The sequence below is a fragment of the Mesorhizobium sp. B4-1-3 genome (assembly GCF_006439355.1).
In the GTDB taxonomy this organism is placed as follows: Bacteria; Pseudomonadota; Alphaproteobacteria; order Rhizobiales; family Rhizobiaceae; genus Mesorhizobium.
In genome coordinates this window covers 286111-309687 of the sequence record NZ_VFTG01000003.1, presented here as the reverse complement: position 1 = coordinate 309687, position 23577 = coordinate 286111, and the positions used below count along the sequence as shown (strand labels likewise).

Genomic DNA, 23577 nt, shown 5'->3' with positions numbered 1-23577 from the left:
TCTCTCCGTCGGGATATAAAGAGTTCTTTATATCGTTATCTGATTTGGTTCAAGCGAATGCGTGCCGACTACGTCTCAATGCGCGGTCTTCACCATGTCCACCTGGGTTTCGGTAATCTCGTCATGCAGTATGTGGTCGAGCCGCTGGGCGACGATCTGGTCGTCGCGGCGGATTTCCCGTTTCCAGGGCTGGCGGCCTTTCAGTACGCCGGATTCATCGACGATCTCGGCGACATATTCCTCCTGGCGGTAGGCCATCACATGGATGCCGGCGACGCCCGGGATTTCCTTCACCTCGTTGATGATGTCGATGCAGAGCTGCTTGCCTTCCTTCTTCTGATCCTGCGCGCCTTCCAACCGCTTGATCACCGCGTCGGGGATGTGGATGCCCGGCACGTTGGAGCGAATCCACTTCGCAGTCTTGGCTGAAGCGAGGGGTCCGACGCCGCAGAGCAGGAAGAGCTTTTCGGTGTGGCCCAGGTCACGCGCCTTCTGCATGAAGGCTTTGAACATCGGCACGTCGAAGCAGTACTGGGTCTGCGCGAACTGCGCGCCGGCGGCGATCTTCTTGCCGAGATGGATCGGGCGGAAGTCGTAAGGCGGCGCGAAGGGGTTGACCGCGCAACCGAGGAACACCTGCGGCGGCGTCGTCAGCTTGCGGCCGGACAGGAACTTGCCGTTATCGCGCATGATGCGGATGGTTTCGAGCAGCGACATGGAATCGAGGTCGAACACTGGCTTGGCGCCGGGCTGGTCGCCCGCCTGCACGCCGTCGCCAGTGAGGCACAGCATGTTGGCCACGCCCATCGCCGCGCCGCCCAGCACGTCGCCCTGGATGGCGATGCGGTTCTTGTCGCGGCAGGCGATCTGCATGATCGGCGCATAGCCCATGCGGGTGAGCAGCGCGCAGATGCCGACCGACGACATGTGGCAATTGGCGCCCGAGGCGTCGACCGCGTTGATAGCATCGACCCAGCCGTCGAAGATCTTGGCGCGGTTGTAGACGTCTTCCGGGTCGGCGCTGTCGGGCGGGTTGAGCTCGGTGGTCACCGCGAACTCGCCGCGGCGCAGCACGCGCTCCAGCCGGCCGCGCGAAGTGTGGCCGGGCAGGGGGTCGAGCGGCAGGTGGATGCCGGCCGGGTTCTCGTCACGCTGAAGGGCGGTCATGCCGAAGCCCCAGGATTCCGTGCCGTTTCACGCGCGGCAGCGGCCTGCGCGGTCACCCTCAGCCATGCCGAGGTTTCGCGCAGCGACTGATCGACCGGCTTCTGCACGGTCAGGATCTTGTCGCCATGTACCATGTTGCGCGAGCCTTCCCAAGCCTTGACCCAGACGCAAGGCATGTCCGGCTCGACCTCGCAATTGCCGTTGGCGCGCACGCCGCCGCACGGGCCGTTGCGCAGCTGCTTGGGGCAGTTCATCGGACACGACATGCCGGTGGAGGAAAGCACGCACTGGCCGCACATGCGGCAGTCGAACATGAAGCCCTTGACGCGCTTCTCGATGAACTTCACCGGCGCTTCGACGCGGCTGTAGCCGATACCCTTCCACAAAGGGTGCAGGAGCAGGAAGACGTCGGCGAACCGGCTGTAGAACCATTCGAGCAGCCGCGAATGCCGGATCGACCACAGCCGCACGGCGAAGGTGCGCTGGACGCGACGCTGCGGCGACACGTCGGCAGGCTTGTAGTCGGATTTCGGCGCTGCCTTTTTGACCAATGTGGCCTGGGTGACCGTCGGCTGTTGCTCAGACATTTTCTTTCCCGCCAGCCTTCACCAGAGCGACCAGGCGCTCGCGGTCATATTTCGCGTCGAGTTCCCGATAGGCCTTCTCGACCTCGGCCTCGATGTCGTCGCCGACCGGAACGGGGTCGGCCTTGCGCCATTCCGCCAGATAGTCGTCGGTGCCGCCGGCGCCGGTGCGCATGGCGCACATGTCGATCGCCTCGGTGAAGCGCAGCGGCAGTTCGCGTTTGGCGTTCTGCCGGCCCTTCTTGACGATGACCTGGGCGGGAATGTCGCGCCAATAGACGACGATCAGATCGGCCATGAATTCTCAACTCCTCGATATGTCGGAGCATTGCCGCATGCGCTGTTGGGCCGCTTGTTATGGGACGACGCGCGCCCCTTCAAAAGCGACGCTGGTGATGGCGCAAGACGAATGCTGAAATCCGCCGCCGGCTGATCACCAGACGCGCCTTGTCAGGCCGGTCCAAAGGTAGAACCAGATCGTCGGGTGAAACCATTGCTTCGACGGCAGACCGGGATCGATCGTTTCCAGCCTGCCTGCCAGCGCATCGCCAACCGCCTCGACGCAAATGTCTCGCGAAAACGCCGCCTGGCGCAACGCGTAGCTCGCGATGGTGTCGCCCTTTTTGGGTTTGCCGCGCGCCTGCTTGAGCACGCCGCCGGTGTCGACGCCGGCGTCGACCAGGTGAACGGTCGTGCCGAAGTTCTGCGCATCGCCGGAAGCGAGCGCCCAGTAGCCGCCATTCATGCCGCGATATTTCGGCGCGACGCCGGCGTGATAGTTGAGCACCGGGCAAGGCATCTTTGCCAGCATGTCCTTCGACAGCAGTCTGCAGCCGGCCAGCAGCACAACGCCCGGTTCGATGCTGGCGATCTCCTTCAGGCATTCCGGCCCGTTGGCCGAAGGCACATGGACGATCGCCTGGCCCTGTCGCGGCTCGGTCGCGAGCTTTTCCTCAGCGATCAGCCGTTCGGCATGACCGACCAGGAAGCGCTTGTCGAGCCTCGTCAGCACCATCGTGCCGAGCTGGCCGATGGCCGAAACCCAGCCCTGCCGCCGTGCGCGGCGCATGAGCAGGCGCCTTTTGGATTCTGGGTTCTCGAGGATGACGTTGACGGAACCGACCCGATCGGCAAGAGCGTTGACGATGGCCCAGATATGCGGGCCACCTTCTGTGACGACCACGATCGGTCGCGTACTCGATTCCGACACCGCCACGGCAAGCACCCGCTCTGAAACCGGGCGCATGCTATGCGGGGCGGGTTAATCCTTGGTGTGCCGGAAGCGTTTCAACTGGCGTCCAAGACCCGGTTCAGCGCTTGAATTCCATGATGTCGAGCTTGGATTCGTAATAGGGCGCGGGGAATTCGATCCGCCATTCGGTGGCGCTGTTGCGGAAGGCGTAGCCGACCTGGTCGCTTTCGGGGCCGCTGCCGTAGGGCTTGGCCTTGTCGTTGTTCACCGAGAAAGAGCCGAGATAGATCGAGCGCTTCTCGCCATCGTCGAAGAAGCGGCCGGTGGTGCGCTGCGAGCCGCTGATCTTGGCAAGCCGCCAGCCGGAACCGTCGTCGGTCACCTTGCACTTGAACCAGCCATAGATGATCAGCGGGCTGATGCCGCCCGCCTTGATGGTGCGGCACTTCCAGTCGCCGGTGAGGTCCTTATCGGAGAAGGCGACGAGCGGCTTGGCCAGCAGGCCATCCAATTGCTTCACCTCCGACGGATCGCCGGCCTTTGCCTCTTCGAGAGCCGCCTTGCGCGTTTCGCCGTATTTATCCAATCGCGCCTTGTCGGCGGCGGTGATCAGTTTCTGCACCTCGCCGTCGGCATGGGCGGCCAAGGTGAAGGCGATGAGGCCGAGAACGGTAAAAAGCAGGCGAGGGGTCATGAATGTGTTCCTCAAATCGGTGGCTGGAACAGTTCATTTCGTTACTGGCGCAACTTACCGGTTCGCCATTGCCTGTCATCCATGCTTAACAGCGTGTGCTGGAAAAATGGCGGTTTGATCGATGCGGATCTTGCTCACGGGATCGTCCGGCTGGTTGGGCAGCGCGCTGCAGCCAAGGCTCGAAGCGCTCGGCCATGAGGTGGTCGGTCTCGATCCGGTTGCCTCGGCGCACACGCAGGTCGTCGGCTCGATCGCGGATCGCGAGCTGGTCTTCAGGACCGTCCGCGACAATCGAATCGAGGCCATCATTCACAGCGGCGCGCTGCACAAGCCCAACATCGAGCATTTCGAGAATACCGATTTCGTCGCGACGAATGTGCAAGGCACGCTCAACCTGCTCGACGCGGCCGTGGCCTTCGGCGTCGAGCGCTTCGTCTTGACCTCGACGACGTCGCTGATGATCTCGCAGGCAATCCGCGCCGGCTTCCGGGGCGGCGCGCGCAAGGCCGCCTGGCTGACGGAGGAGATGTCGCCGGAGCCGCGCAACATCTACGGCGTGACGAAGCTTTCGGCCGAGCATCTGTGCCGTCTCTACCATCTTGAACACGGGTTGCCGGTGGTGGTGCTGCGTACTGCACGCTTCTTTCCCGAAGCGGACGACATGGCGCATGCGATCGAACAGTCGGACGCCAACACCAAGGCCAACGAGCTGCTGTTCCGGCGGCTGACGGTCGAGGATGCGGCCGAGGCCCATGTCGCGGCGCTGGAGAGGGCGCCGAGCCTGGGCTTCGATATCTTTATCGTCTCGGCGCCGACGCCATTCCGGCCGCAGGATTGCGCCGAGCTGATCGCCGACGCGCCTTCGGTCGTCGCTCGCTATTTCCCGGATTATCCGCGCCTTTACGCCAGGAAAGCCTGGACGATGTTTTCGTCGATCGACCGCGTCTACGATCCGTCGCGGGCGAGGGAGAAGCTGGGCTTCGTCTGCAAAACGAGTTTTGCCGACGTGTTAGCGGCGCTCGAAGCGGAGTCGTGAAGCCCCTCAGGCGCGAACCGCCGCCCGCGCCAACCCGCTGATCAGATCGCCATAGCCGGTCGCGCGGCGCTCATAGGTGAGGCCGAGCATGGCGGCGGCTTTCTCGGCGACCTTGTCGAGGTCGGGATCGTCGGTCTGGGCGAGATAGATCAGCTTCTCGTAATTGCCGAAATAGTCCTTGATCAGCTCGGGATGCCGGTCGAGGCCGAGCGGCTTGATGAAGAAGGCGTCGAACTGGCGGCAAAGGAAGTCGGTCATGTAGAACGACATCATGTCGTCGTCGGCGACCTTCGCATAGGCCTCCGCGCCCTGGTAGAAGGCAAAGCAATGCGGTCCGGCCATACGCTCGACGCCGTGTTTCTCGATGACGCGGTCGAGCAAGCCGCCGGTGCCGCAATCGGCATAGCCGACGAAGATGTGCCGGTAGCCTTCCGCCTTGGCCTTCTCGATCGCCTTGTCCATCGCCGGTGCGATGCGGTCCGGATAGAAATGGAACTCGGCCGGCAGGCAGGTCAGCTCGAGATGGTCGAGCTTTAGCTGTTGCTTGACGGCCAAAACTTCGCGCGCAATCATCCCGCAGGCGATGACGAGCAGCCTGTCTGTTTGATTCGGTTCCGTTTTTTGCGTCTTGACCAAGTCGGGCCGGCTTTCGCTGCGGGGCTTAATATCTGTCGAGGGAGACACCGTCCATGAAACTGCTACGCATCGCGCCGATCGCCATCTTGGCTTGCGCGCTTGCACTCACCGGCTGCGCCAACACCATCCGGGGCGTCGGCAAGGACGTCAAATCGACGGCAAGGGCGGTCAAAGACACTGTCAACTGATCGGCAGCCTTTCCCATCATCTGGGAACAAAAAAGCCGCGCTGCAAGGCGCGGCTTTTCTTGTCGATCCATCCTGATGCCTTGGGTCAGGCGGAAGCGCGAACGTTGTGCTTGCGCTTCATGAAATCCTTGGCGGTCTCGACCGCAACCGCGGCGTCGCGGCAATAGGCATCGGCGCCGACGGCCTTGCCGAATTCCTCGTTGAGCGGCGCGCCGCCGACCAGGACGACGTAGTCGTCGCGGATGCCCTTTTCCTTCATCGTGTCGATGACGACCTTCATGTAGGGCATGGTGGTGGTGAGCAGCGCCGACATGCCAATGATGTCGGGCTGGTGCTGCTCGATGGCGTCGAGATATTTCTCGACCGCATTGTTGATGCCGAGGTCGATGACGTCGAAACCGGCGCCTTCCATCATCATGCCGACGAGATTCTTGCCGATGTCGTGAATGTCGCCCTTGACGGTGCCGATCACCATCTTGCCCTGCTTCGGCGCGCCTGTGGCAGCGAGCAACGGACGCAGGATGGCCATGCCGGCCTTCATGGCGTTGGCCGAGAGCAGCACTTCCGGAACGAACAGGATGCCGTCGCGGAAGTCTTCGCCGACGATGCGCATGCCTTCGACCAGCGCCTCGGTAAGCACCTTGTAAGGCGCCCAATTGCGCTCCAGAAGGATGTTGGTGCCTTCCTCGATCTCTTCCTTCAGACCGTCATAAAGGTCATCGTGCATCTGCTGCACAAGCTCCTCGTCGGAAAGCTCGGAAAGGATGATCTCGTCGTCGGACATTTTTCTCGGGCTCCTTGCTGCTCGGAATGACTGCGGCAGCCTAAAAATCGATGCGCCAATACCTAACCCGCGAGGGCAAGCTAGCCATAGCTGATTTGCGACTTCCCGCAAAAGGAAAGCGACTGAAAAAATGACGCTTTTCTTGTCGATTTTGCGACAGGCGTTGGCGCTGGCTGGCCGTTTCCAATAGGGTGCATGGCTACGATCCGGCAAGAAGCGGCGACGACGGGCCGCCCCAGCCAATTCAGGCCAAGTTATAGGAAGAACGATCATGAGCGATAACGCGGCAGTCGAGCAGGAAGCGTCGGGTGGACGGCGCGGTCGCGGCGCCAGCGGCGGCGCGGCGGCACGCCGTGCTGCCCGTTCGGGCGGCGGTCCGGGCACCCAGCTCACCTACATCAAGCGCAAGATCAACGTCTACGAGGTCCTCAACGAGGAAGGCCTGGCGCTGATCGAGAAGAACACCGACACGGTGCTGGAAGAAACCGGCATCATCTTCCGCGACGACGCCGAGGCGCTGGCGCTGTGGAAGGAGGCCGGCGCCGACGTCAAGGGCGAGCGCGTGCACTTCCCCAAGGGCCTCTGCCGCTCGCTCTTGAAGACGGCGCCCTCCATCTACACCCAGCATGCGCGCAACCCGGAGCGCTCGGTGCAGATCGGCGGCAATGCGACCGTGTTCGCGCCGGTCTACGGCCCGCCCTTCGTGCGCGACCTCGACGGCAACCGCCGCTACGCGACGATCGAGGATTTCCAGAATTTCGTAAAGCTCGCCTATATGGCGCCGTCGATCCACCATTCGGGCGGTACGGTGTGCGAGCCGGTCGACGTGCCGGTCAACAAACGCCACCTCGACATGATCTACGCGCATATCCGCTACTCGGACAAACCGTTCATGGGTTCGGTGACGGCGCCGGAGCGGGCCGAGGACACGGTGGCGATGGCCAAGCTCGTGTTCGGCGACGACTTCGTCGAGAACAACACGGTGCTGACCAGCCTGATCAACGCCAACTCGCCGATGGTGTTCGACGAGACGATGCTCGGCGCGCTGAAAGTCTATTCGCGCCACAACCAGGCCTGCATCGTCACGCCCTTCATCCTGGCCGGTGCGATGAGCCCGGTGACGGTTGCCGGCACGTTGACGCAGGTGCTGGCCGAGGTGCTCGCCGGCGCCTCCTTCACGCAACTGATCAAGCCCGGCGCGCCGGTGCTGTTCGGCACCTTCGCCTCGTCGATCTCGATGCAGTCGGGCGCGCCGACCTTCGGCACGCCCGAGCCGTCGCTGGTCTCCTATGGCGCGGCGCAGCTCGCGCGGCGGCTCGGCCTGCCGTTCCGTACCGGCGGTTCGCTCTGCGCCTCGAAGATCCCGGACGCGCAGGCGGCCTATGAGAGCGCGAACACGCTCAACTCGACGATCCTTGCCGGCACCAATTTCGTGCTGCATTCGGCGGGCTGGCTCGAGGGCGGTCTCGCCTCCTGCTACGAAAAATTCATGATGGACATCGACCAGCTCGGCATGCAGCAGAAGTTCTGCGAGGGCGTCGACCTGTCGGAAAACGGCCAGGCGATGGACGCCATCCGCCAAGTCGGTCCGGGCAGCCATTATCTCGGCTGCGATCACACGCAGGCGAATTTCCAGACGGCTTTCTACCGCTCCAGCATCGCCGACAACAATTCCTACGAGCAGTGGCTGGCCGAAGGCGAGAAGACCGCGCCGCAACGCGCCAACGAGCTCGCCCGCCGCTGGCTGGAAAGCTACGAGGCGCCGCATCTCGATCCGGCCATCGACGAGGCGCTGAAGGACTTCATCGCCAAGAAGAAGGGTTCGATGGCCGACGCCTTCACGTGAAAGGAGCCCGAGTCAGGCCGGGCTAAAGTGGCCGACATCATCCATAAGGAAGTCTGGCGGAGCGCGTTCTCCGACCCGGACCGGAAGGGATGATTTTTTTCCGCGGCACGGTCGAGGAGATTGCGGCCGCGCTCGCGGCCAACGGCCTGATCCTGCGCGGCGGTTTCAGCTTCGGTGAGGATGAGGTGGCGCCAGCCGGGCCTTCCGGCGCGCCAGCCAAATCCGTGCTGCTGGTGGGGCAGGCGGGGGCGGCGCCGTGGCCATATTTCCAGCGCTGGCGGGAACGACAGGCGAGGGGCATCGCCAACCCACTCGACAGTTGGTCGCGGGAGGTGATCGGCGCGGTGGCGAAAGAATTCGGCGTCCGCGCCATATCGCCTTCAGACCGGCCTTATCTGCCGTTCCAGCAATGGGCGATGCGGGCGGAAGGGCTACAACCGTCGCCGCTCGGCATTCTCATGCATCCGACCTATGGGCTCTGGCATGCCTATCGCGGCGCCTTGCTGTTCGAGGACGAGATTTCCGCTCCCGAAGCTCATGAAGCGATTCATCGTTGCGACACATGTGTCGCAAAACCCTGCCTGACATCCTGTCCGGTCGACGCCTATTCGGTGGATGGCTTCGCGCACCAGGCATGCCTAGTGCATGTGCGTGGCACGGATGGTGCGGCTTGCCGCGTCGGCGGCTGTCTGGACCGCAATGCCTGTCCCTATGGTACCAGCTATCGCTATCCGCCGGAGGTGCAGGCTTTTCATATGACAGCTTTTGCCGGGCTGTAGCGGGACGAGGCGCCGTTCGCACGAAATCTTGAACGATGCGCTCCGGGAATGGCTTGCCGGAACGGCGCGTGCCGATATCTAACGCGCGACACGCAACGGAGAGCATCATGGCCGGAAAGCAAATCGAGATCGAGACATCGGACGGCAAGGCGAAGGCAGGTCTTTTTCGGCCGTCCTCCAAGGCCAGCGCCGGCGTCATCCTCTATATGGACGCCTTTGGGCCGCGTCCGGCGCTCGACGAGATGGCCGAGAGGCTCGCGGGTCACGGTTATGCCGTGTTGGTGCCCGATCTCTTCTACCGCAATGCGCCCTATGGGCCGTTCGAAGCCAAGACCGCCTTCACGGTGGAGGAAACCAAGACCAAGTTGATGGCGCTGGTGACCGGCACGACGCAGGAGATGACCATCCGCGACAGCGAGGCTTTCCTCGGCGCGTTCGCGGATGAGGGCATTGACGGGCCGATCGGCGTCGTCGGCTATTGCATGGGCGGCGCGCGGGCGCTGAACGCGGCGGCGAGCTATCCGGACCGGATCGTTGCCGCGGCAAGCTTCCATGGCGGTAATCTCGCCAGCGACGCGGCCGACAGCCCGCACCGCAAGGCCGCTTCGATCGAGGCGCGCGTCTATGTCGGTGTCGCCGGCATCGACCGCAGCTTTCCGCCGGAGCAGTCGGCCCGGCTGGCAGAGGCGCTCAGGGTGGCGGAGGTCGACCACGTGATCGAGAACTATGTCGGCGTCGGCCACGGCTGGTGCGTCAAGGACCACAGCGTCTATGACGAGGCGGGCGCCGAGAGGCATTGGAAGCGGCTGACGACGTTCTTCAAAGAGACGCTGCGATAAGGTGTGCCGATATTCGGGTGAGGCCGGGCTACAAATGGCGGCTTCCTGCGCTTCCGGTGCTCACGTACTTTAAGTACGCTCCGCTCCGGTTCTCGGAAACCACCATTCTCGGCTCGGCCTGACCCGAATCTCGGCACACCTCGTCCATCGCGCCTAATTGCTTTCTCAAAAAAATCTTTCCATCGCCCCAAGGATTGGTCATTAGCCTTCGTCCAACAGCCAAATGACGGCGATGATGCTGGACGACAGCGAAGCCTCCGATGCCGAATTGATCGGGCGGGCGAGGGGCGGAGACAGGGGTGCTTTCGGCAAACTGCTCGAAAGACACTATGGCTTCGTCTATCGCGCCGCCTATCGCTGGTGCGGCCGCAAGACCGACGCCGAGGACATCGCCCAGGACGTCTGCGTGCGGCTCGGCCGGGCGATCCGCGACTATCAGGGCAATGGCGCCTTCACGACATGGCTCTATGCCATGACGCTGAACGCTTCGCGCGACATGATGCGCAAGCGCGCTCGCGACACCGTCAAGACCGATGCCTATGGCGCCTATGCGTCGATTGCGGGCGAAGCGTTGGCCGAGGCCGATGATCCGTCCGAGGCGCTATGGGCGGCGGTGCGGATGCTGCCCGACAAGCAGCGCGACGCGGTGCTTTTGGTCTATGGCGAAGGTCTCAATCACGCGGTGGCGGCGCAGGTGATGGCGATCTCGGAGACGACGGTTTCCTGGCACATCCATGAAGCGAAGAAACGGCTGAAGGTGCTGATGCGCTCAGCCGGGGAAGTGTGACCATGGTCGACGACAACGAACTCGAAAGGCTGCGCGACATCGCTGTACCGACACCGGACGGCGAGGCCAAGGCGCGCGCGCTGGCCGCCGCGATGCAGGCGTTCGACTTGGACGAAAAAAATTCGCCGGTCGCCAAAGGAACGCCGGCAGGCCTTCGTCTCACCGAGCGAGCACAAAAGCTCTGGAGAGACATCATGCAACGGAAACTCATTGCCACGCCGGCCATCACCGCGCTGGTCGCGCTGCCTATCGCCGGCTATGCCGCTTTCGAGATGTTGAAGGAACAGCAGCCGGTCATGGGCGGCGATAACGGCAAGGTCACGGAGACGCTGGCCGACAAGCCGGCGCAAAAGCGGGCGCCGGAGCAACCGGCGATCAACGCGCCGCTGACGGCTGCGCCAGCGAAGGCGAAGAAGACCGACGCGGACGCCGAGACGCTCGCGAATTCCCAGATGGCGCCGGCAGCTCCCAAGCCGGCGACCGAGGTCGACAGCCTGCTCAAGCAGGAGGCAGCGCCCGAGGCGATGCCCGCGCCTGGCGAAAGCGGTCAGCTCGCCGCCGGCGGCAAGGCTGGTTCGCCGGGCAAGGTGCAGTTTTCACCGCCGTTAAAGGATGAAGCCGCGGGGGCCGATCAGGCGCCGGCAGGCAGCGCGGCAGCCATGCCGGCGTCCCCGCCACAGGTCGCCGATTCCAAGCTGATGGTGCAGCCACCGCCCATGCCGGCTGACCAGATGCAGCCGCGGGAGGAAAACCGCGACCGCATCGAGACGTTCAAGACCAATCCGGTGCATGAAACGGCGCAGGATCCGGTCTCGACCTTCTCGATCGACGTCGACACTGCTTCCTATTCGTTCGTGCGGCGCTCGCTGAAGGAGGGCAGCCTGCCAGACCCGGACACGGTTCGCGTCGAGGAGATGATCAACTACTTCCCTTATGACTGGAAAGGTCCGGACTCGGCCAAGACGCCGTTCAACTCGACCGTCACCGTGATGCCGACGCCGTGGAACGAGCACACCAAGCTCATGCATGTCGCGATCAAGGGTTTCGACGTCAAGCCGGCCGAGCAGCCGAAGGCCAGTCTGGTCTTCCTGATCGACGTCTCGGGCTCGATGGACGAGCCGGACAAGCTGCCGCTGCTCAAATCCGCCTTCAGGCTGCTGGTCAGCAAGCTCAAACCCGACGATACCGTCTCGATCGTCACCTATGCAGGCAATGCCGGCACCGTGCTGATGCCGACCAAGGCGTCGGAAAAGCAGAAGATCCTTGCGGCCATCGACAATCTCGAGCCCGGCGGCTCGACGGCCGGTGAGGAAGGCATCCGCGAGGCCTACAAGCTTGCCCAGCAATCCTTCGTCAAGGACGGCGTCAACCGTGTGATGTTGGCCACCGACGGCGACTTCAATGTCGGCCAGACCGATGACGACGACCTCAAGCGTCTGATCGAGAAGGAGCGCAAGACAGGCGTGTTCCTGTCGGTATTCGGCTTCGGCCGCGATAATCTGAATGACCAGATGATGCAGACCATCGCCCAGAACGGCAACGGCACGGCTGCCTATATAGACACGCTTGCCGAGGCGCAGAAGGTGCTGGTCGACGATGCGTCCTCGACGCTGTTTCCCATCGCCAAGGACGTCAAGATCCAGGTCGAGTTCAACCCGGCGACCGTGTCGGAATACCGTCTTGTCGGTTATGAGACCCGGGCCTTGAAGCGCGAGGATTTCAACAATGACCGCGTCGATGCCGGCGATATCGGTTCCGGCCATTCGGTGACGGCGCTCTACGAGATCACGCCGAAGGAGAGCGGCGGCGAGCAGGTCGATCCGCTGCGCTACGGCCAGGCCAAGGTTGACAATGGCGGCGTTGCCAATGCCGACGAATATGCCTTCGTCAAGATCCGCTACAAGCTTCCGGACGAGGATGTCTCGAAGCTGATCACCACTCCGGTGACCATCGCCAACGAGGTCAAGTCCTTTGACGCGGCCGGCGCCGACCAGCGCTTCTCGGTCGCCGTCGCCGCCTTCGGGCAGAAGCTGCGCGACGAGGATCAGACAGCGAATTTCGGCTACGACCGGATCGCCGAGATCGCAAACGCTGCGCGCGGCGCCGATCCGTTCGGCTACAGGGCGGAATTCCTGTCGCTTGTGCGGCTTGCCGCATCGCTGGACGGCAGCAAGTAGAGAGTTGGAGTTCAAAAAGGGGTCGGCGGAGGCTAAGCGCGTCGCGGTGCGACGCGCTTAGGTCTTTTTTGATGCATGTCGCTGCCCCAGAACCGCCTTTTGGATCGTTAAATTGCGTGGCTTTTCCGGAACCTCGCGGCAATTAACTTTTGTTAGTTCGCGCCGATAGGGCTTTGAGGAATTAGCAGTGCATATCACGACAATCGGGAACGCGAACTCGACGGCGGCCAGTGCGTCGGTGCGGGGATTGTCCGCCGAATCCACTCGCATCAGGAGCGATGTCGATGCGGCCCGCAACACGGCGCTTTCGGCGCTCAACAACGACCGGTTTCGCGTGATGCTGGAGCAGATCAGCGATCCAGGCACATCTGGCGCGCTGGCGACGATGAACTCCGACGATCAGAACGTCGTCGATTTCAACACGGCGCTGTCGCGCTACGCCGAAAACAGCAAATAAGCAGGCCTGTCAGGCGCGGCTGCGCCTGCGTTCGCGGCGGCCTTCGCTGGTTTCGGCGATGTTTGCCGTCGCCATCTTGTTGCGCATCGGGCCGATGCGTTCGACGATCGTCTCGACGGTCGGGCGCTCAGCCTTGGTGTGGGCGTCGAGCGCCTTGCGCATGGCGGCAAGGTGGGCAAACGACGTGCCGCAGCAGCCGCCGACGATCTTCGCGCCGGCATCGACCGCCAGCCGCACATAATCGGACATCAGTTCGGGCGTGCCGGAATAGTGGATCTCGCTGCCGCGGAATTCCGGAATGCCGCAATTGCCCTTGACGATCACGGTCGCTTCCGGCTTCGCCTCGGTCATGTCGAGCAGCGAGGCGAGGATATCGGAAGCGCCGACGCCGCAATTGGCGCCGACGCCGAGCGGGGCCTGCGACAGCCCGTCGGCGACGGCGTGGATGTCCTTCGGCAGCAGGCCCATCATCGTGCGGCCCGCCGTGTCAAAGGATCCGGTATAGGTATAGGGCAGGCCGACGCGGATGGCGGCCTCGGCCGCGGCGCGGATCTCGTCGGGCGCCGACATGGTCTCGATCCACGCGATTTCGGCGCCGCCGGCCTTGAGGCCCTCGATCTGCTCGGCGAAGGCGTCGACGGCATCGTCGTAAGTCAGCGCGCCGAGCGGCACCAGCAGCTCGCCGGTCGGGCCGACGGAGCCAGCGACGATCACCTTGCGGCCGGCCTTGTCGGCGACCGAACGTGCGATCTCGGCGGCGCGCTTGTTCAGCTCGTGCACGCGGTCCTGCGCATGATGCAGCTTGAGCCGGTGGCGGGTGCCGCCGAAGGAGTTGGTGAGAATGATATCGGCGCCGGCATCGACGAAATTCTGATGCAGGCTGGCAATGGTCTCGGGCGCCGTCTCGTTGAGCAGCTCGGGCGCCTCGCCGGCCGGCAGGCCCATCGCGAACAGATTGGTGCCGGTGGCGCCGTCGGCCAGAAGCACGCCCTTTTCGGAAAGCAATGCGTCAATCGGGTTGGTCGCGGTCATAGCCATGGCTTTCGTGTTTGGAATTCAAATAACGATATAAAGAAGTCTTTATGTCTAGTCAACGAGTTTGCGACCGAGAGGACCTTATGCGGTCGGTGTGATCTCGACCTCGATCTCGGTGCAGGCATCACCGTTGGTCGGGTGGTGGTCGACCGAGCAGGCGGTGACGACGAGCAGGAGGTCCTGTTCGGCGCGCAATGCGACGTAACCGCCAGGCGGATTGATCGATGCTTCGACGACAAGCGTGCCGTCCGGCTGCGGCAAGGAGTTCTGGAAGAGGTCGACCGGGTCGGGCGCGAAGGGCAGGTCGATGCCTTCTGCGGCGAGGGCCGTCATCAGATTGTCGCGGCAGTTCGGGTGGTTGGGCAGGCCGGCGCGTTCGTAGAGCGCGCCGTCGCAGGCCGGGTAGAGCATGTCGTGCGGTCCGGGCGAGGCGTCCTCGATCAGCGTCAGCATGATCCTGCCCGCGGCGCTATAGAAATGGTCGCCGGGCTTCGGGAACAGCCGCTCGGTGATGTCGCGGGTCTGCGACGTGCTCAGCCAGTCGAGCCTGCCTTCGGTCGAGAAGGCCCAGAGGTCCGAGACCTGCTGGCCCTTGGGATCGATGATGCGGATCAGATCGCCGCGCCTGACGCGTATTGAACGGCCCGACTGAGGAGGAACGACGACGTGACGCGATGATCGCATGGGTTTCCCTGAAAGAATGAACGGCGGCCGAATTGGGTGGCCGATGTCCAATATGATATCGACACCGGCAATCAGACAGAACCTGACGGGAAAGACATTGCAGCCAGCTTCTGCGTGAAGCTCGCGGCCTCATGCGCGTTGATGTCGGCGGCGCGGATCAGGTTGTCGAAGTGGCTGGCGAGGGTGCGGATCGGCTGGGTGGCGTTCAACACCAGATACATGTCGCCGACATAGATCGCGGCGCGGTAGGGGCCGAAGATGGTGTAGGGGATCGAATAGCGCATGCGGCCGTCATAAAGGAACAGCCGGAAAGTCGGGTAAAGGTCGTCGAGAAGGGCTGCCATGTGCAGCAATTGCTTGCGCCTCTCGGCTTCCGGGAAACGGTCCCAGATGCCCAAGCCGCGCGCGAAGATCTCCAGCGTGTGGCGCGGCATGCAGACCTCCATGTCGGTCTCCGGCCGCCTCGTATAGTCGATGCGGTATTGCGTTTCGCCGGCCTGCGCCTCGCGGCTCTTGTTGGCGATGCCGGCCTCGTATTCGACCAGCGCTTCGGTGCGCAAAAGGTCGGGGATGCCCGCCGGCACGTAGCGGATTTTGGTGCCTGCCGCCTCGGCATGCCACTTGGCGAGCAAGGTGCGGTCGAAGCCGTCCGGCGCCTCCTCGATCTCGAGGCTTTCTCTAATTTCGCCGGTGACGCCCTCGTCGTGGGAGAGGCCCAGCAGCCAATCGAGCGACACCTTGAACTCGGCCGCGATGTTGAGAAGCGTCTCGGCGCGTGGCAGGCGGGTAGAGGCGCCGGAAAGCAGTTGCGACAGCGCCGAGCGGTCGATGCCGACGGCCGTCGCGAAGGCCGACTGGTTGAGGTCGGAGCGTGTCAAGAGCAATTTCAGCCGCTCCCTGAACAGAGTCGAAAGATCGCGCTTGTCCATGACGCTGCTCCTGCTTTGGAGAGGAAAAATTTGCGCCGGAGCCGTGCTGAAAGTGGCTCAGACGGAAATGAATCCCCATGTTTGTTTACAATGTATAACATATGCGGCTGAAAGTGCGCATTCGCAACAGTTTGTGCGCTTTGTCGCATTGCGACAACGATAGGCTCCTGACACAATGTTGTCAGGAACCGAGTTGGTTCCGGCGACTGGAAGGCAGTGGTCGATAGCATGGCAAGCATGAATACCGGCATAATTAAGAGACGTGGCAGCGCACCGGCAATCGAATGGCCGACGGTATTCCTCGCACTCTTCTGCTACGGCGCATGGTTCGCGATCGGCTTGTTGCTCTGGCCATCCCATCCCTTGATCGCCTTGATCGCCTTGGCGCTGATTCTCGCGCTCCAATCCTCGCTGATGCATGAGGTGCTGCACGGTCATCCGACCCGCAGCGCCAGGATCAACGAAGCCTTCGCCTTCCTGCCGATCGGACTGGTCTGGCCGTTCCGGCGTTTCAAGACCATCCACCTGCGCCACCATGCCGATGAGCGGCTGACCGACCCGCTTGACGACCCCGAGAGCTATTACCAGGCGCTCTGGATGCATGAGGAACTGCCACCGGCGATGAAGTTCCTGCTCAAGATCAACAACACCATGGTCGGCCGCTTCATCCTCGGGCCATGGCTGTCCTCGGTCGGCTTCTTCATCGACGACGCCAAGCAGATCGCCGCCGGCGACAAGGCGATCCGCAAGGCCTGGCTGCTGCATGCCGTCGGCATTGCCGTCGTGGCTCCGATCGTGACCTTCGGCTTTGGCATTCCGCTCTGGCTCTATGCGCTGGTGCCGGTATGGCTTGGGCAGTCGCTGATTTCGGTGCGCACCTATGCCGAGCATCAGTGGTCCGAGCATCCGGAAGGGCGCACCATCATCGTCGAACGCTCGCCGCTGTCGTTCCTGTTCCTCAACAACAACCTGCATTTCGTGCATCACAAGAGCCCGACGGTTGCCTGGTACAGATTGCCGACGCTCTTTCGCGAACGCCGCGAAGAATGGCTGCGGATGAACAACGGCTATGTCTATCCGAACTATCTGGCGCTGATCAAATCCTATGCCTTCAAGGCCAAGGAGCCCGTCGTTCATCCGGTGCTGCGTCGTGCGCCGGAGCCGGGCCGCGCCTTCAAGCCGCGCGTCAGGGCGCGCAGTGTCAGCGGGCTTGGCACGGCGCCGGTTCCGGCCGAGCCGCCGAAAGAGTAATTTTTCCGCGCCCGGTTTTTTCGCGGCGGAACGCAGGCGCTGAGGTCGCCTGTCTTTGAAAGCTGTTCGACATGAGCAAGTTCGTTGCGGCCCTGCCGATGTATGACTGGCCCGAAGTGCGCGGCGAAGTCGACGCCCAATGGACGCGGCTCCGCGACGCCTTCCGGCAAAGGGGCATCGATGCGCCGGAAACGCTCGTGCGCCGCAATGGCGATCTGCCGCCAGTGCCCGGCGGGATCCTCGATGACGCCGCTAAGCTGATTGCGCCGGATCCGGCGACGCTGCCCCCGGACGAGCTCGATTTTCACGAACTTTGGCTGAGCCCGGCGCTGCTCTTCGGGCAAACCTGCTGGGGCCCGATGGAACTCGGGCTCGCCCGGCATGTGCAGGTGGTTGCGCAGCCGAATTACGATGCGTTCGAGGGCGGGCAGGGGGAACTCTATTCCAGCGCGCTGGTGATGCTGGCAGACGGCAAGGCATCGATGCCTGCCCCTGCGGACGGCAGGGCGGCCATTCCGCTCGATCTCCTGCGCGGCAGGCGCTTCACCTTCAATAGCATCGATTCCATGTCCGGCGTCATCGCGCTGACGCGCCACCTGGAGGCGCTGGGCGAAAGCCTGGACATCTTTTCCTCGCGCAGCGAGAGCGGCGGTCATCGGTCGTCGATCGTCGCGGTCGCGGAGGGCAGGGCCGATATCGCCGCCATCGACTGCCAGAGCTGGGCGCTGGCGCAGCGTTTCGAGCCGGCAGGGAAAGGCGTGAAGGTGGTCGGCTGGACGGCACGGCGCAAGGGCTTGCCCTATATCACCGCCAGGACGACAGCGGAAAAAACCATTGCCGCGATGCGCGAGGCCGTCGCGGCGGTCGAAAGCGGCGCGTCAGAGCAGCCGCTCGTCCAGCTTGTAGGCTGACAGCTTCTCGTTGCCGCTCTCGGTGATCAGGATCTGCTCCTCGATCTTGACGCCCTCGCGTCCGCCCAGCCTGCCGATATAGCTTTCGACGCAGAGCACCATACCTGGTTCGAGCACGCCATCCGGCGTGTCGGCGGTCCAATCGCCGGGGTGCGGCAGCGTCGGATATTCGTCGGCCAGGCCGACGCCATGATAGAGCACTCCGTAGCGCGTCGGATAGCAATCGTCCGGCGGCACCGCCGAGCGCTCGACGAGGTCTCGGAACGAGATGCCCGGCCGCATCAGGTCGGTGTTATGGGCGATCTGATCGGCGGCGATGCGGAAGAGATCGCGCTGCTCGTTCGACGGCTGCCTGTCGCCGCAAAGCCAGGTACGCGAAAGGTCGGCGCAGAAGCCGTAAGGACCGATCAGGTCCGTGTCGAAGGCGACGAGGTCGCCATTCTCGATGACGCGCGAGGAGCATTCCTGGAACCAGGGATTGGTGCGCGGGCCGGACGACAGGAGCCGCGTCTCGATCCATTCGCCGCCGCGCACGATGTTGCCGCGATGCAGTTCCGCCCAGAGCTCGTTTTCGGAGACGCCGGGCTTGAGCGCGGCTTCCATCTCGCCCATCGCTGCCTCGCAGGCGACGATCGAACGGCGCATGGCGAGGATCTCGTCCGGCGATTTGATGAGCCTCGCATTCTCCATCACCGCCTCGCCATTGCCGACGGAAATCCCACGACGGGCGAGTTCCTCGACGCCTTCGGGATTGATGTGGTCGACGGCAATGCGGCGATTGCCGCCGCCATGCTCGGCAACGAGTTCGGCGATGCCGGCGGCCCAGCGCCGGACCTTCTCATCAGTCAATTCGCCGCTGTAGAGATACATCCACGAAACCGCCGGGCGCACCTCGTCCACGACACCCGAATGGTCGGACAGGTGCTCGCAGGAGAAATAGTCGAAAAGCACCACGGGGCCCTCGGCGGCGACGAAGCAGTGGCGGGTCGGGTTGTGCGCGACCCAGAGCTGCATGTTGGTCGAATCCGTCGCGTAGCGGATGTTGACCGGGTCGTAGAGCAGGGCGCCGGCATAGTCGCGGCGCTTCAGCTCGGCGCGGATGCGTTCCAGTCGGTATCCGCGCATGGCGGCAAGGTCGGGCGCAGCGATGCCGGCCGCGGCCCATTCCGCTTCGGCTGTTGCGCCATAGCCCAGCACATGCTGGTTGAGCGAGGCCGCCTTATCGCGGGAGGCCTCGCGCAGCGCTTCGACGGAGCCGGGTTCGAAGGGCATGATCTTGCGATGGCGGCCGAAGCGTTGCGTGTCCATTCGTCCCCCCCTCTGAACCTTACGGCGCGGTCTTCTTGTGCAGTTTGGTGATCGTGACCTTGCGCGGCGGAAAGCCGAGCGCCTGGGGCACCTCGATCGTGCGATGGACGGTGTCCATCGCGTAGCCGGCCCTCGCCAGCTCTTCGAAGACATCCGAGGACGATTCCCTGTCGTCGGTCAGGACGAGCACCGCCGGCTCGCGGATCGAGCGGGCGAAGTCCGGCGTCTCGTCATCGAGCGCGATCAGATCGGCATCGACCAGGCGCAGATTGCCGACCCAGAACCAGCTCGAGACCACGGTCTTGACCGGTCCTTCGGCGTTGATCTGGTCGTAAAGCGACCGGTAGTCCATCCGCACGATGCTGCCGCGATTGTCGCCGCCCTCAAGGTGCATGTACCAGCTCAGCGGCAGCACGAGGACGGCAAGGAGCGCGGCGACGAAGACGATGGCGGTTTGCGTCTTTCGGCCCCTCTGGCCCATGGCCTCGAAGCGCATGGCCAAGGCCGCGGGAAGGAGAATGAAGATGGGCAGCATCCAGCGGTCGCGAAATTGGGTGATGCCGGCCGCCAACACGACCGTCACCACGACCACCAGACCAAGCACGATCGCTCGCCACAACAGCTTTTCCGGCCACCTTACCGGTTGAGGCGGCTCCGTCCGTTTTCTTATAGCCAGGCCGTAGGCGACGGCAAAAAGCGCGACCGGCAATCCAGCGAAATTGACGATGGCGTTGGCCAGTCTGCGGATGCCGAGAAGTGCCGTTCTTGCAACATTGCCGCCTTCGGCGACGCCTAGGCCCCCTTGGTGCGCGAGCAGATCTTCCAGATGGGTCAGGCTCCAGTAAAGCGTCGGCAAGCAGGCGAGGACCGCTACTATCACGCTGATTGCGAAACGGCGGTCGAAGATCGCCTCACGCGTCTCGCGAACCGAGAGAGATGCCAGGAACAGGGCGGCAAGGAAGATGACGATGTTGTATTTCGACAGCATCGCGGCCGCCGTCACCAGGCCGAAAAACGCATAGGCGATGGCCGATCGCCGCTTCTCGACCTCGACCAGCGCCAGAAGCAGCACCGAGGTGAAGCAGAATATGGCGACCGAGTGGGTGAGGGCGTGCTGCATCTCCCAGAAGATCTGGGGAAACAAAAGCAGCCCGAACATGCCGGCGGCAGCGGCGCGGTTCGAGTAGCCGAGGCGGCGTATGGCGGTGAAATACGCGGTCAGCCCCGCGGCCAGCAAGCCGTATTTGACGATCTTGAGGGCAAGGACGCTGGTCCCGACCAGCGAGGCCGCAAGCATCGCCAGCCAGGTGTATAGAGGCGGCTGCGAACTGCCATAGCCGGCGGCGAGGAACCGCATTTCCATCAGCTGCTCGGAATCGTCGACGCCGACGCCCGTGCCCGCAAAGTGGGACAAAAGCGCCATCGCCACAATCTGGGTCAGGCAATAGGCGAGGACCGACACGATCGCGGCGCTGAATGGACCGACCCGTCCATCGCAGAGCCAATCGGTCCATTTCTCTAGCTGCCGCAAGGGGGTGGTCTTCTCATCCTGATGCGCTGGTAGCGGGGCATAAACCATGCCACAGCAACCGGCGCGATCCAACAAGTCGCCAGAGCGGTTCACCGTTTCGTAAGAAACGGCAAACCGCTCTTTCTGTCTGCTTTACGCAATTCCGGGCGGAAAACCGCGTCACACTACGCGTCAGGTCCGCATTTTCTCGCCGCTCGGATCGAAGGGCGGCTCGACATTGATCCGGGCCGGGCGGCGGTGGCCGAGAATCTCGATCTCGAACAGACCGGTACTTTCGTCCTCGGCAAGGGCGGCCGGCACATAGCCCTGCGCCATCGATTTCTGGACGTAATGCGCATAGCCGCCCGAGGTCACCCAGCCGACGACGCGCCATTCGCCATCGACGATGCCGCGCACGGCGGAAGCGCCTTCGGCGGCCTTGGATCCACGTACTTCCTTGCCCGTCTCGTCGAAACGCGGCGCGCCGTAGCCATGCGGCTTCTCGACCGTGCCGTAATCCTTGCTGACCTTGGCCCAGATCGGCTCGTCGCCCATCACGTCGGCGTCGATGGCGTCGACGATGAAGGAAACGCGGCGCAGCTTCGGGCCTTCGGCCTGCTCCTTGGCGGATGCCTCGCGGCCGATGAAGTCGTTCTTCTCCAGCTTGATGAAGCGGTCCATCGAGCCCTCGAACGGGCCGTAGATCGGGCGCAGCTCGCGGAACCAGGTCGGGAAGTTCTTTTCCAGACGCATCGACAGTAGCGCCCGCATGCCGAAATCGACAATGCCGAACTCTTCGCCGGCGTCCTTGATCGCCTTGTAGACAAGGCGCTGATAGGCCGGCGCCATCCAGATCTCGTAACCGAGGTCGCCGGTATAGGTGATGCGGTTGACCATGCAGGGCGCGCCGCCGACCGCCATCTCGCGGAAGTCCATGAAACGGAAGGCCTTGGTCGAGACATCGACGTCGACAAGCTTCTGCAGCAGGTCGCGCGACTTCGGACCGGCGATCGAGAGACCCACCAGCGTCTGGTCGAAGCGATGGATGCGCACCGAACCGTCCTTCGGCAGATGCTTTTCGAACCAGCGCATGTGATATTTCTGCGCGGCCGACGAGCCCCAGATCATGAAGCGGTCCTCGCCGGTCTTGGCGATGGTGAAGTCGCCGATCAGCTTGCCGAACTCGTTGACCATCGGGGTGAGCACGATGCGGCCGGTCTTCGGCATGCGGTTGGTCATCAGCCGGTTGAGGAAATCTTCCGCGCCCGGGCCAGACACCTCGTATTTGGCGAAGTTGGCGATCTCGGTGACGCCCACCTTCTCGCGCGTGGCGCGCACTTCCTCGCCGATCGGGCCGAAATCATTGGAGCGGTGGAAGGAGACGATGTCCTTCGGCTCCGTGCCCTTCGGCGCGAACCAGAGCGGGGTTTCCAGGCCCCAGCTATCGCCCATGACCGCGTTGTTGGCGAGCATGGTGTCGTAAAGCGGCGTGGTCTGCGCGGGACGGGCGGCCGGCAATTCCTCGTTCGGGAAGCGGATCGAGAAGCGCCGCGAATAGTTCTCGCGCACCTTGGCATTGGTGTAGCGCAGCGTCGCCCATTCACCGAAGCGGGCGACGTCCATGCCCCAGACGTCGAAGCCCGGATCGCCATGCACCATCCAGTTCGACAGCGCCAGGCCGACGCCGCCGCCCTGGCTGAAGCCGGCCATGACCGCGCAGGCGCACCAGAAATTGGTCAGGCCCTGCACCGGGCCGACCAGCGGGTTGCCGTCGAGCGCGAAGGTGAAGGGGCCGTTGATGATCTGCTTGATGCCGGCCTTCTCGATGCCGGGGAAATGCTTGAAGCCGATCTCCAGCGACGGCGCGATGCGGTCGATATCGGGCTGCAAAAGCTCATGGCCGAAATCCCACGGCGTGTTGACCGGCGACCACGGCTTGCAGGCCTTCTCATAGGTGCCGAGCAGGATGCCGTTGCGCTCCTGGCGGGTGTAGATCTCGCCCTTGAAGTCGAGCACGCCGATCATCTCGCGGCCGGTCGACTTGTTGAATTCCTCGACCTCCGGCATCGGCTCGGTGAGCAGGTACATGTGCTCCATCGCCAGCACCGGCAGCTCGACGCCGACCATGCGGCCGATCTCGCGCGCCCACAGGCCGCCGCAGTTGACGACATGCTCGGCATGGACCGTGCCTTGCTCGGTGACGACGTTCCAGGTGCCGTCCGGCTGCTGCGTGAGGTCGACGACGCGGTTGCGCAGCACGATCTCGGCACCGAGCTTTTTCGCGGCCTTGGAATAGGCGATGGTGGTGCCGGACGGGTCGAGATGGCCTTCGACCGGATCCCACATGGCGCCGACGAAGTTCTTCTCGTCCATCAGCGGGAACATGGCCTTGGCTTCCGAGGGCGTGATCAGCTCGGTGTCCATGCCGAGATAACGGCCCTTGGCGTGGGCCAACCGCAGGAAGTCCATGCGCTCGGGCGTGTCGGCCATCATGACGCCGCCGGTGAGGTGCAGCGAGCAGGATTGGCCGGAGAGCTCCTCGATCTCCTTGTAGAGCTGGACCGTATAGGCCTGCAGCTTGGCGACGTTCGGGTCACCGTTGAGCGTATGGAAGCCGCCAGCAGCGTGCCAGGACGAGCCGGAAGTCAGCTCCGAACGCTCGATCAGCATGATGTCGGTCCAGCCGGCCTTGGCAAGGTGATAGAGCACCGAGCAGCCGACGACGCCGCCGCCGATGACAACCGCTTTTACGTGGGATTTCATGCAGATAGATCCGTTTTTAC

General features: G+C 63.4%; 23 protein-coding genes. 10 read left to right on the top strand and 13 right to left on the bottom strand.

The features are described from left to right. Positions 1–75: 75 nt before the first annotated feature. From FJW06_RS06340 to FJW06_RS06320, 5 genes are all read right to left on the bottom strand, one after another. A complete protein-coding gene (locus FJW06_RS06340) occupies positions 76–1167 on the bottom strand; it encodes a methylenetetrahydrofolate reductase (protein WP_040981883.1) in 1092 nt (363 codons plus the stop codon). After that, positions 1164–1754, bottom strand: a complete 591-nt coding sequence (locus FJW06_RS06335) for a methylenetetrahydrofolate reductase C-terminal domain-containing protein (protein ID WP_140749546.1) — start codon at positions 1752–1754, stop codon at positions 1164–1166. Before FJW06_RS06335 ends, FJW06_RS06340 begins: the two co-directional genes overlap by 4 nt. After that, positions 1747–2049 (bottom strand): virulence factor, encoded by a 303-nt coding sequence (locus FJW06_RS06330; RefSeq protein WP_140749543.1) that lies wholly within the window; start codon positions 2047–2049, stop codon positions 1747–1749. Before FJW06_RS06330 ends, FJW06_RS06335 begins: the two co-directional genes overlap by 8 nt. A gap of 135 nt (positions 2050–2184) precedes the next feature. Further along, entirely contained in the window at positions 2185–2997 is an 813-nt protein-coding gene (locus tag FJW06_RS06325) for a formyl transferase (RefSeq protein WP_246674541.1), read from the bottom strand. 64 nt (positions 2998–3061) lie between these two features. After that, positions 3062–3637 (bottom strand): DUF4893 domain-containing protein, encoded by a 576-nt coding sequence (locus FJW06_RS06320; RefSeq protein WP_140749540.1) that lies wholly within the window; start codon positions 3635–3637, stop codon positions 3062–3064. A gap of 121 nt (positions 3638–3758) precedes the next feature. Between FJW06_RS06320 and FJW06_RS06315 the strand changes: the two genes are divergently transcribed. Next, a complete protein-coding gene (locus tag FJW06_RS06315) occupies positions 3759–4673 on the top strand; it encodes an NAD(P)-dependent oxidoreductase (protein WP_140749537.1) in 915 nt (304 codons plus the stop codon). 6 nt (positions 4674–4679) lie between these two features. Here FJW06_RS06315 and FJW06_RS06310 read toward each other — a convergent pair whose 3' ends face one another. Further along, positions 4680–5309 (bottom strand): DUF1638 domain-containing protein, encoded by a 630-nt coding sequence (locus FJW06_RS06310; RefSeq protein WP_140749534.1) that lies wholly within the window; start codon positions 5307–5309, stop codon positions 4680–4682. Between the two features lie 53 nt (positions 5310–5362). Between FJW06_RS06310 and FJW06_RS06305 the strand changes: the two genes are divergently transcribed. Then, positions 5363–5497, top strand: a complete 135-nt coding sequence (locus tag FJW06_RS06305) for an entericidin A/B family lipoprotein (RefSeq protein ID WP_140749531.1) — start codon at positions 5363–5365, stop codon at positions 5495–5497. Positions 5498–5582: 85 nt separating this feature from the next. Here FJW06_RS06305 and FJW06_RS06300 read toward each other — a convergent pair whose 3' ends face one another. Further along, on the bottom strand, positions 5583–6281 hold the full coding sequence (locus FJW06_RS06300) for a B12-binding domain-containing protein (RefSeq protein ID WP_128258089.1): 699 nt from the start codon (positions 6279–6281) through the stop codon (positions 5583–5585). 271 nt (positions 6282–6552) lie between these two features. On the opposite strand from FJW06_RS06300, the gene FJW06_RS06295 reads away from it, so the two are divergent. The 6 genes from FJW06_RS06295 (at position 6553) to FJW06_RS06270 (ending at position 13166) form a co-directional block, all read left to right on the top strand. Continuing rightward, positions 6553–8127, top strand: a complete 1575-nt coding sequence (locus FJW06_RS06295; RefSeq protein ID WP_140749528.1) for a trimethylamine methyltransferase family protein — start codon at positions 6553–6555, stop codon at positions 8125–8127. An 89-nt stretch (positions 8128–8216) separates the two neighbouring features. Continuing rightward, the gene (locus FJW06_RS06290) at positions 8217–8906 is read left to right on the top strand and encodes a 4Fe-4S dicluster domain-containing protein (protein ID WP_140749525.1); all 690 of its coding nucleotides are present in this window, start codon (positions 8217–8219) and stop codon (positions 8904–8906) included. Between the two features lie 107 nt (positions 8907–9013). Then, complete coding sequence (locus tag FJW06_RS06285) at positions 9014–9745, top strand: dienelactone hydrolase family protein (RefSeq protein ID WP_140749522.1); 732 nt, start codon at positions 9014–9016, stop codon at positions 9743–9745. A gap of 223 nt (positions 9746–9968) precedes the next feature. After that, a complete protein-coding gene (locus FJW06_RS06280) occupies positions 9969–10532 on the top strand; it encodes an RNA polymerase sigma factor (protein WP_140749519.1) in 564 nt (187 codons plus the stop codon). A gap of 2 nt (positions 10533–10534) precedes the next feature. Continuing rightward, complete coding sequence (locus FJW06_RS06275) at positions 10535–12709, top strand: VWA domain-containing protein (RefSeq protein ID WP_140749516.1); 2175 nt, start codon at positions 10535–10537, stop codon at positions 12707–12709. Between the two features lie 187 nt (positions 12710–12896). Beyond that, positions 12897–13166, top strand: coding sequence for a hypothetical protein (locus tag FJW06_RS06270; protein WP_246674540.1), 270 nt, complete (start codon positions 12897–12899; stop codon positions 13164–13166). 9 nt (positions 13167–13175) lie between these two features. Here the strand turns inward: FJW06_RS06270 and bmt are convergent, their stop codons facing one another. The 3 genes from bmt to FJW06_RS06255 form a co-directional block, all read right to left on the bottom strand. After that, entirely contained in the window at positions 13176–14198 is a 1023-nt protein-coding gene (bmt, locus tag FJW06_RS06265) for a betaine--homocysteine S-methyltransferase (RefSeq protein ID WP_140749872.1), read from the bottom strand. A gap of 84 nt (positions 14199–14282) precedes the next feature. Then, positions 14283–14885 (bottom strand): urea carboxylase-associated family protein, encoded by a 603-nt coding sequence (locus FJW06_RS06260; protein ID WP_140749513.1) that lies wholly within the window; start codon positions 14883–14885, stop codon positions 14283–14285. Positions 14886–14956: 71 nt separating this feature from the next. Further along, positions 14957–15814, bottom strand: coding sequence for a helix-turn-helix transcriptional regulator (locus FJW06_RS06255; protein WP_140749510.1), 858 nt, complete (start codon positions 15812–15814; stop codon positions 14957–14959). A gap of 237 nt (positions 15815–16051) precedes the next feature. On the opposite strand from FJW06_RS06255, the gene FJW06_RS06250 reads away from it, so the two are divergent. Both FJW06_RS06250 and FJW06_RS06245 read left to right on the top strand, forming a co-directional pair. Then, entirely contained in the window at positions 16052–17065 is a 1014-nt protein-coding gene (locus FJW06_RS06250; protein ID WP_140749869.1) for a fatty acid desaturase, read from the top strand. A 71-nt stretch (positions 17066–17136) separates the two neighbouring features. Beyond that, entirely contained in the window at positions 17137–17976 is an 840-nt protein-coding gene (locus FJW06_RS06245; RefSeq protein WP_140749507.1) for a PhnD/SsuA/transferrin family substrate-binding protein, read from the top strand. Here FJW06_RS06245 and FJW06_RS06240 read toward each other — a convergent pair. The 3 genes from FJW06_RS06240 to FJW06_RS06230 all read right to left on the bottom strand — a co-directional run bounded on the left by FJW06_RS06240 (position 17944) and on the right by FJW06_RS06230 (position 23557). Next, positions 17944–19284 (bottom strand): Xaa-Pro peptidase family protein, encoded by a 1341-nt coding sequence (locus FJW06_RS06240; RefSeq protein WP_140749504.1) that lies wholly within the window; start codon positions 19282–19284, stop codon positions 17944–17946. The genes FJW06_RS06245 and FJW06_RS06240 overlap by 33 nt on opposite strands. Positions 19285–19303: 19 nt before the next feature. Next, positions 19304–20815 carry a glycosyltransferase family 39 protein gene (locus tag FJW06_RS06235; RefSeq protein ID WP_181178161.1) on the bottom strand — a complete coding sequence of 504 codons (1512 nt, stop codon included), beginning with the start codon at positions 20813–20815 and terminating at the stop codon, positions 19304–19306. Between the two features lie 171 nt (positions 20816–20986). Beyond that, a complete protein-coding gene (locus FJW06_RS06230; RefSeq protein ID WP_140749498.1) occupies positions 20987–23557 on the bottom strand; it encodes an FAD-dependent oxidoreductase in 2571 nt (856 codons plus the stop codon). Positions 23558–23577: the final 20 nt, after the last annotated feature.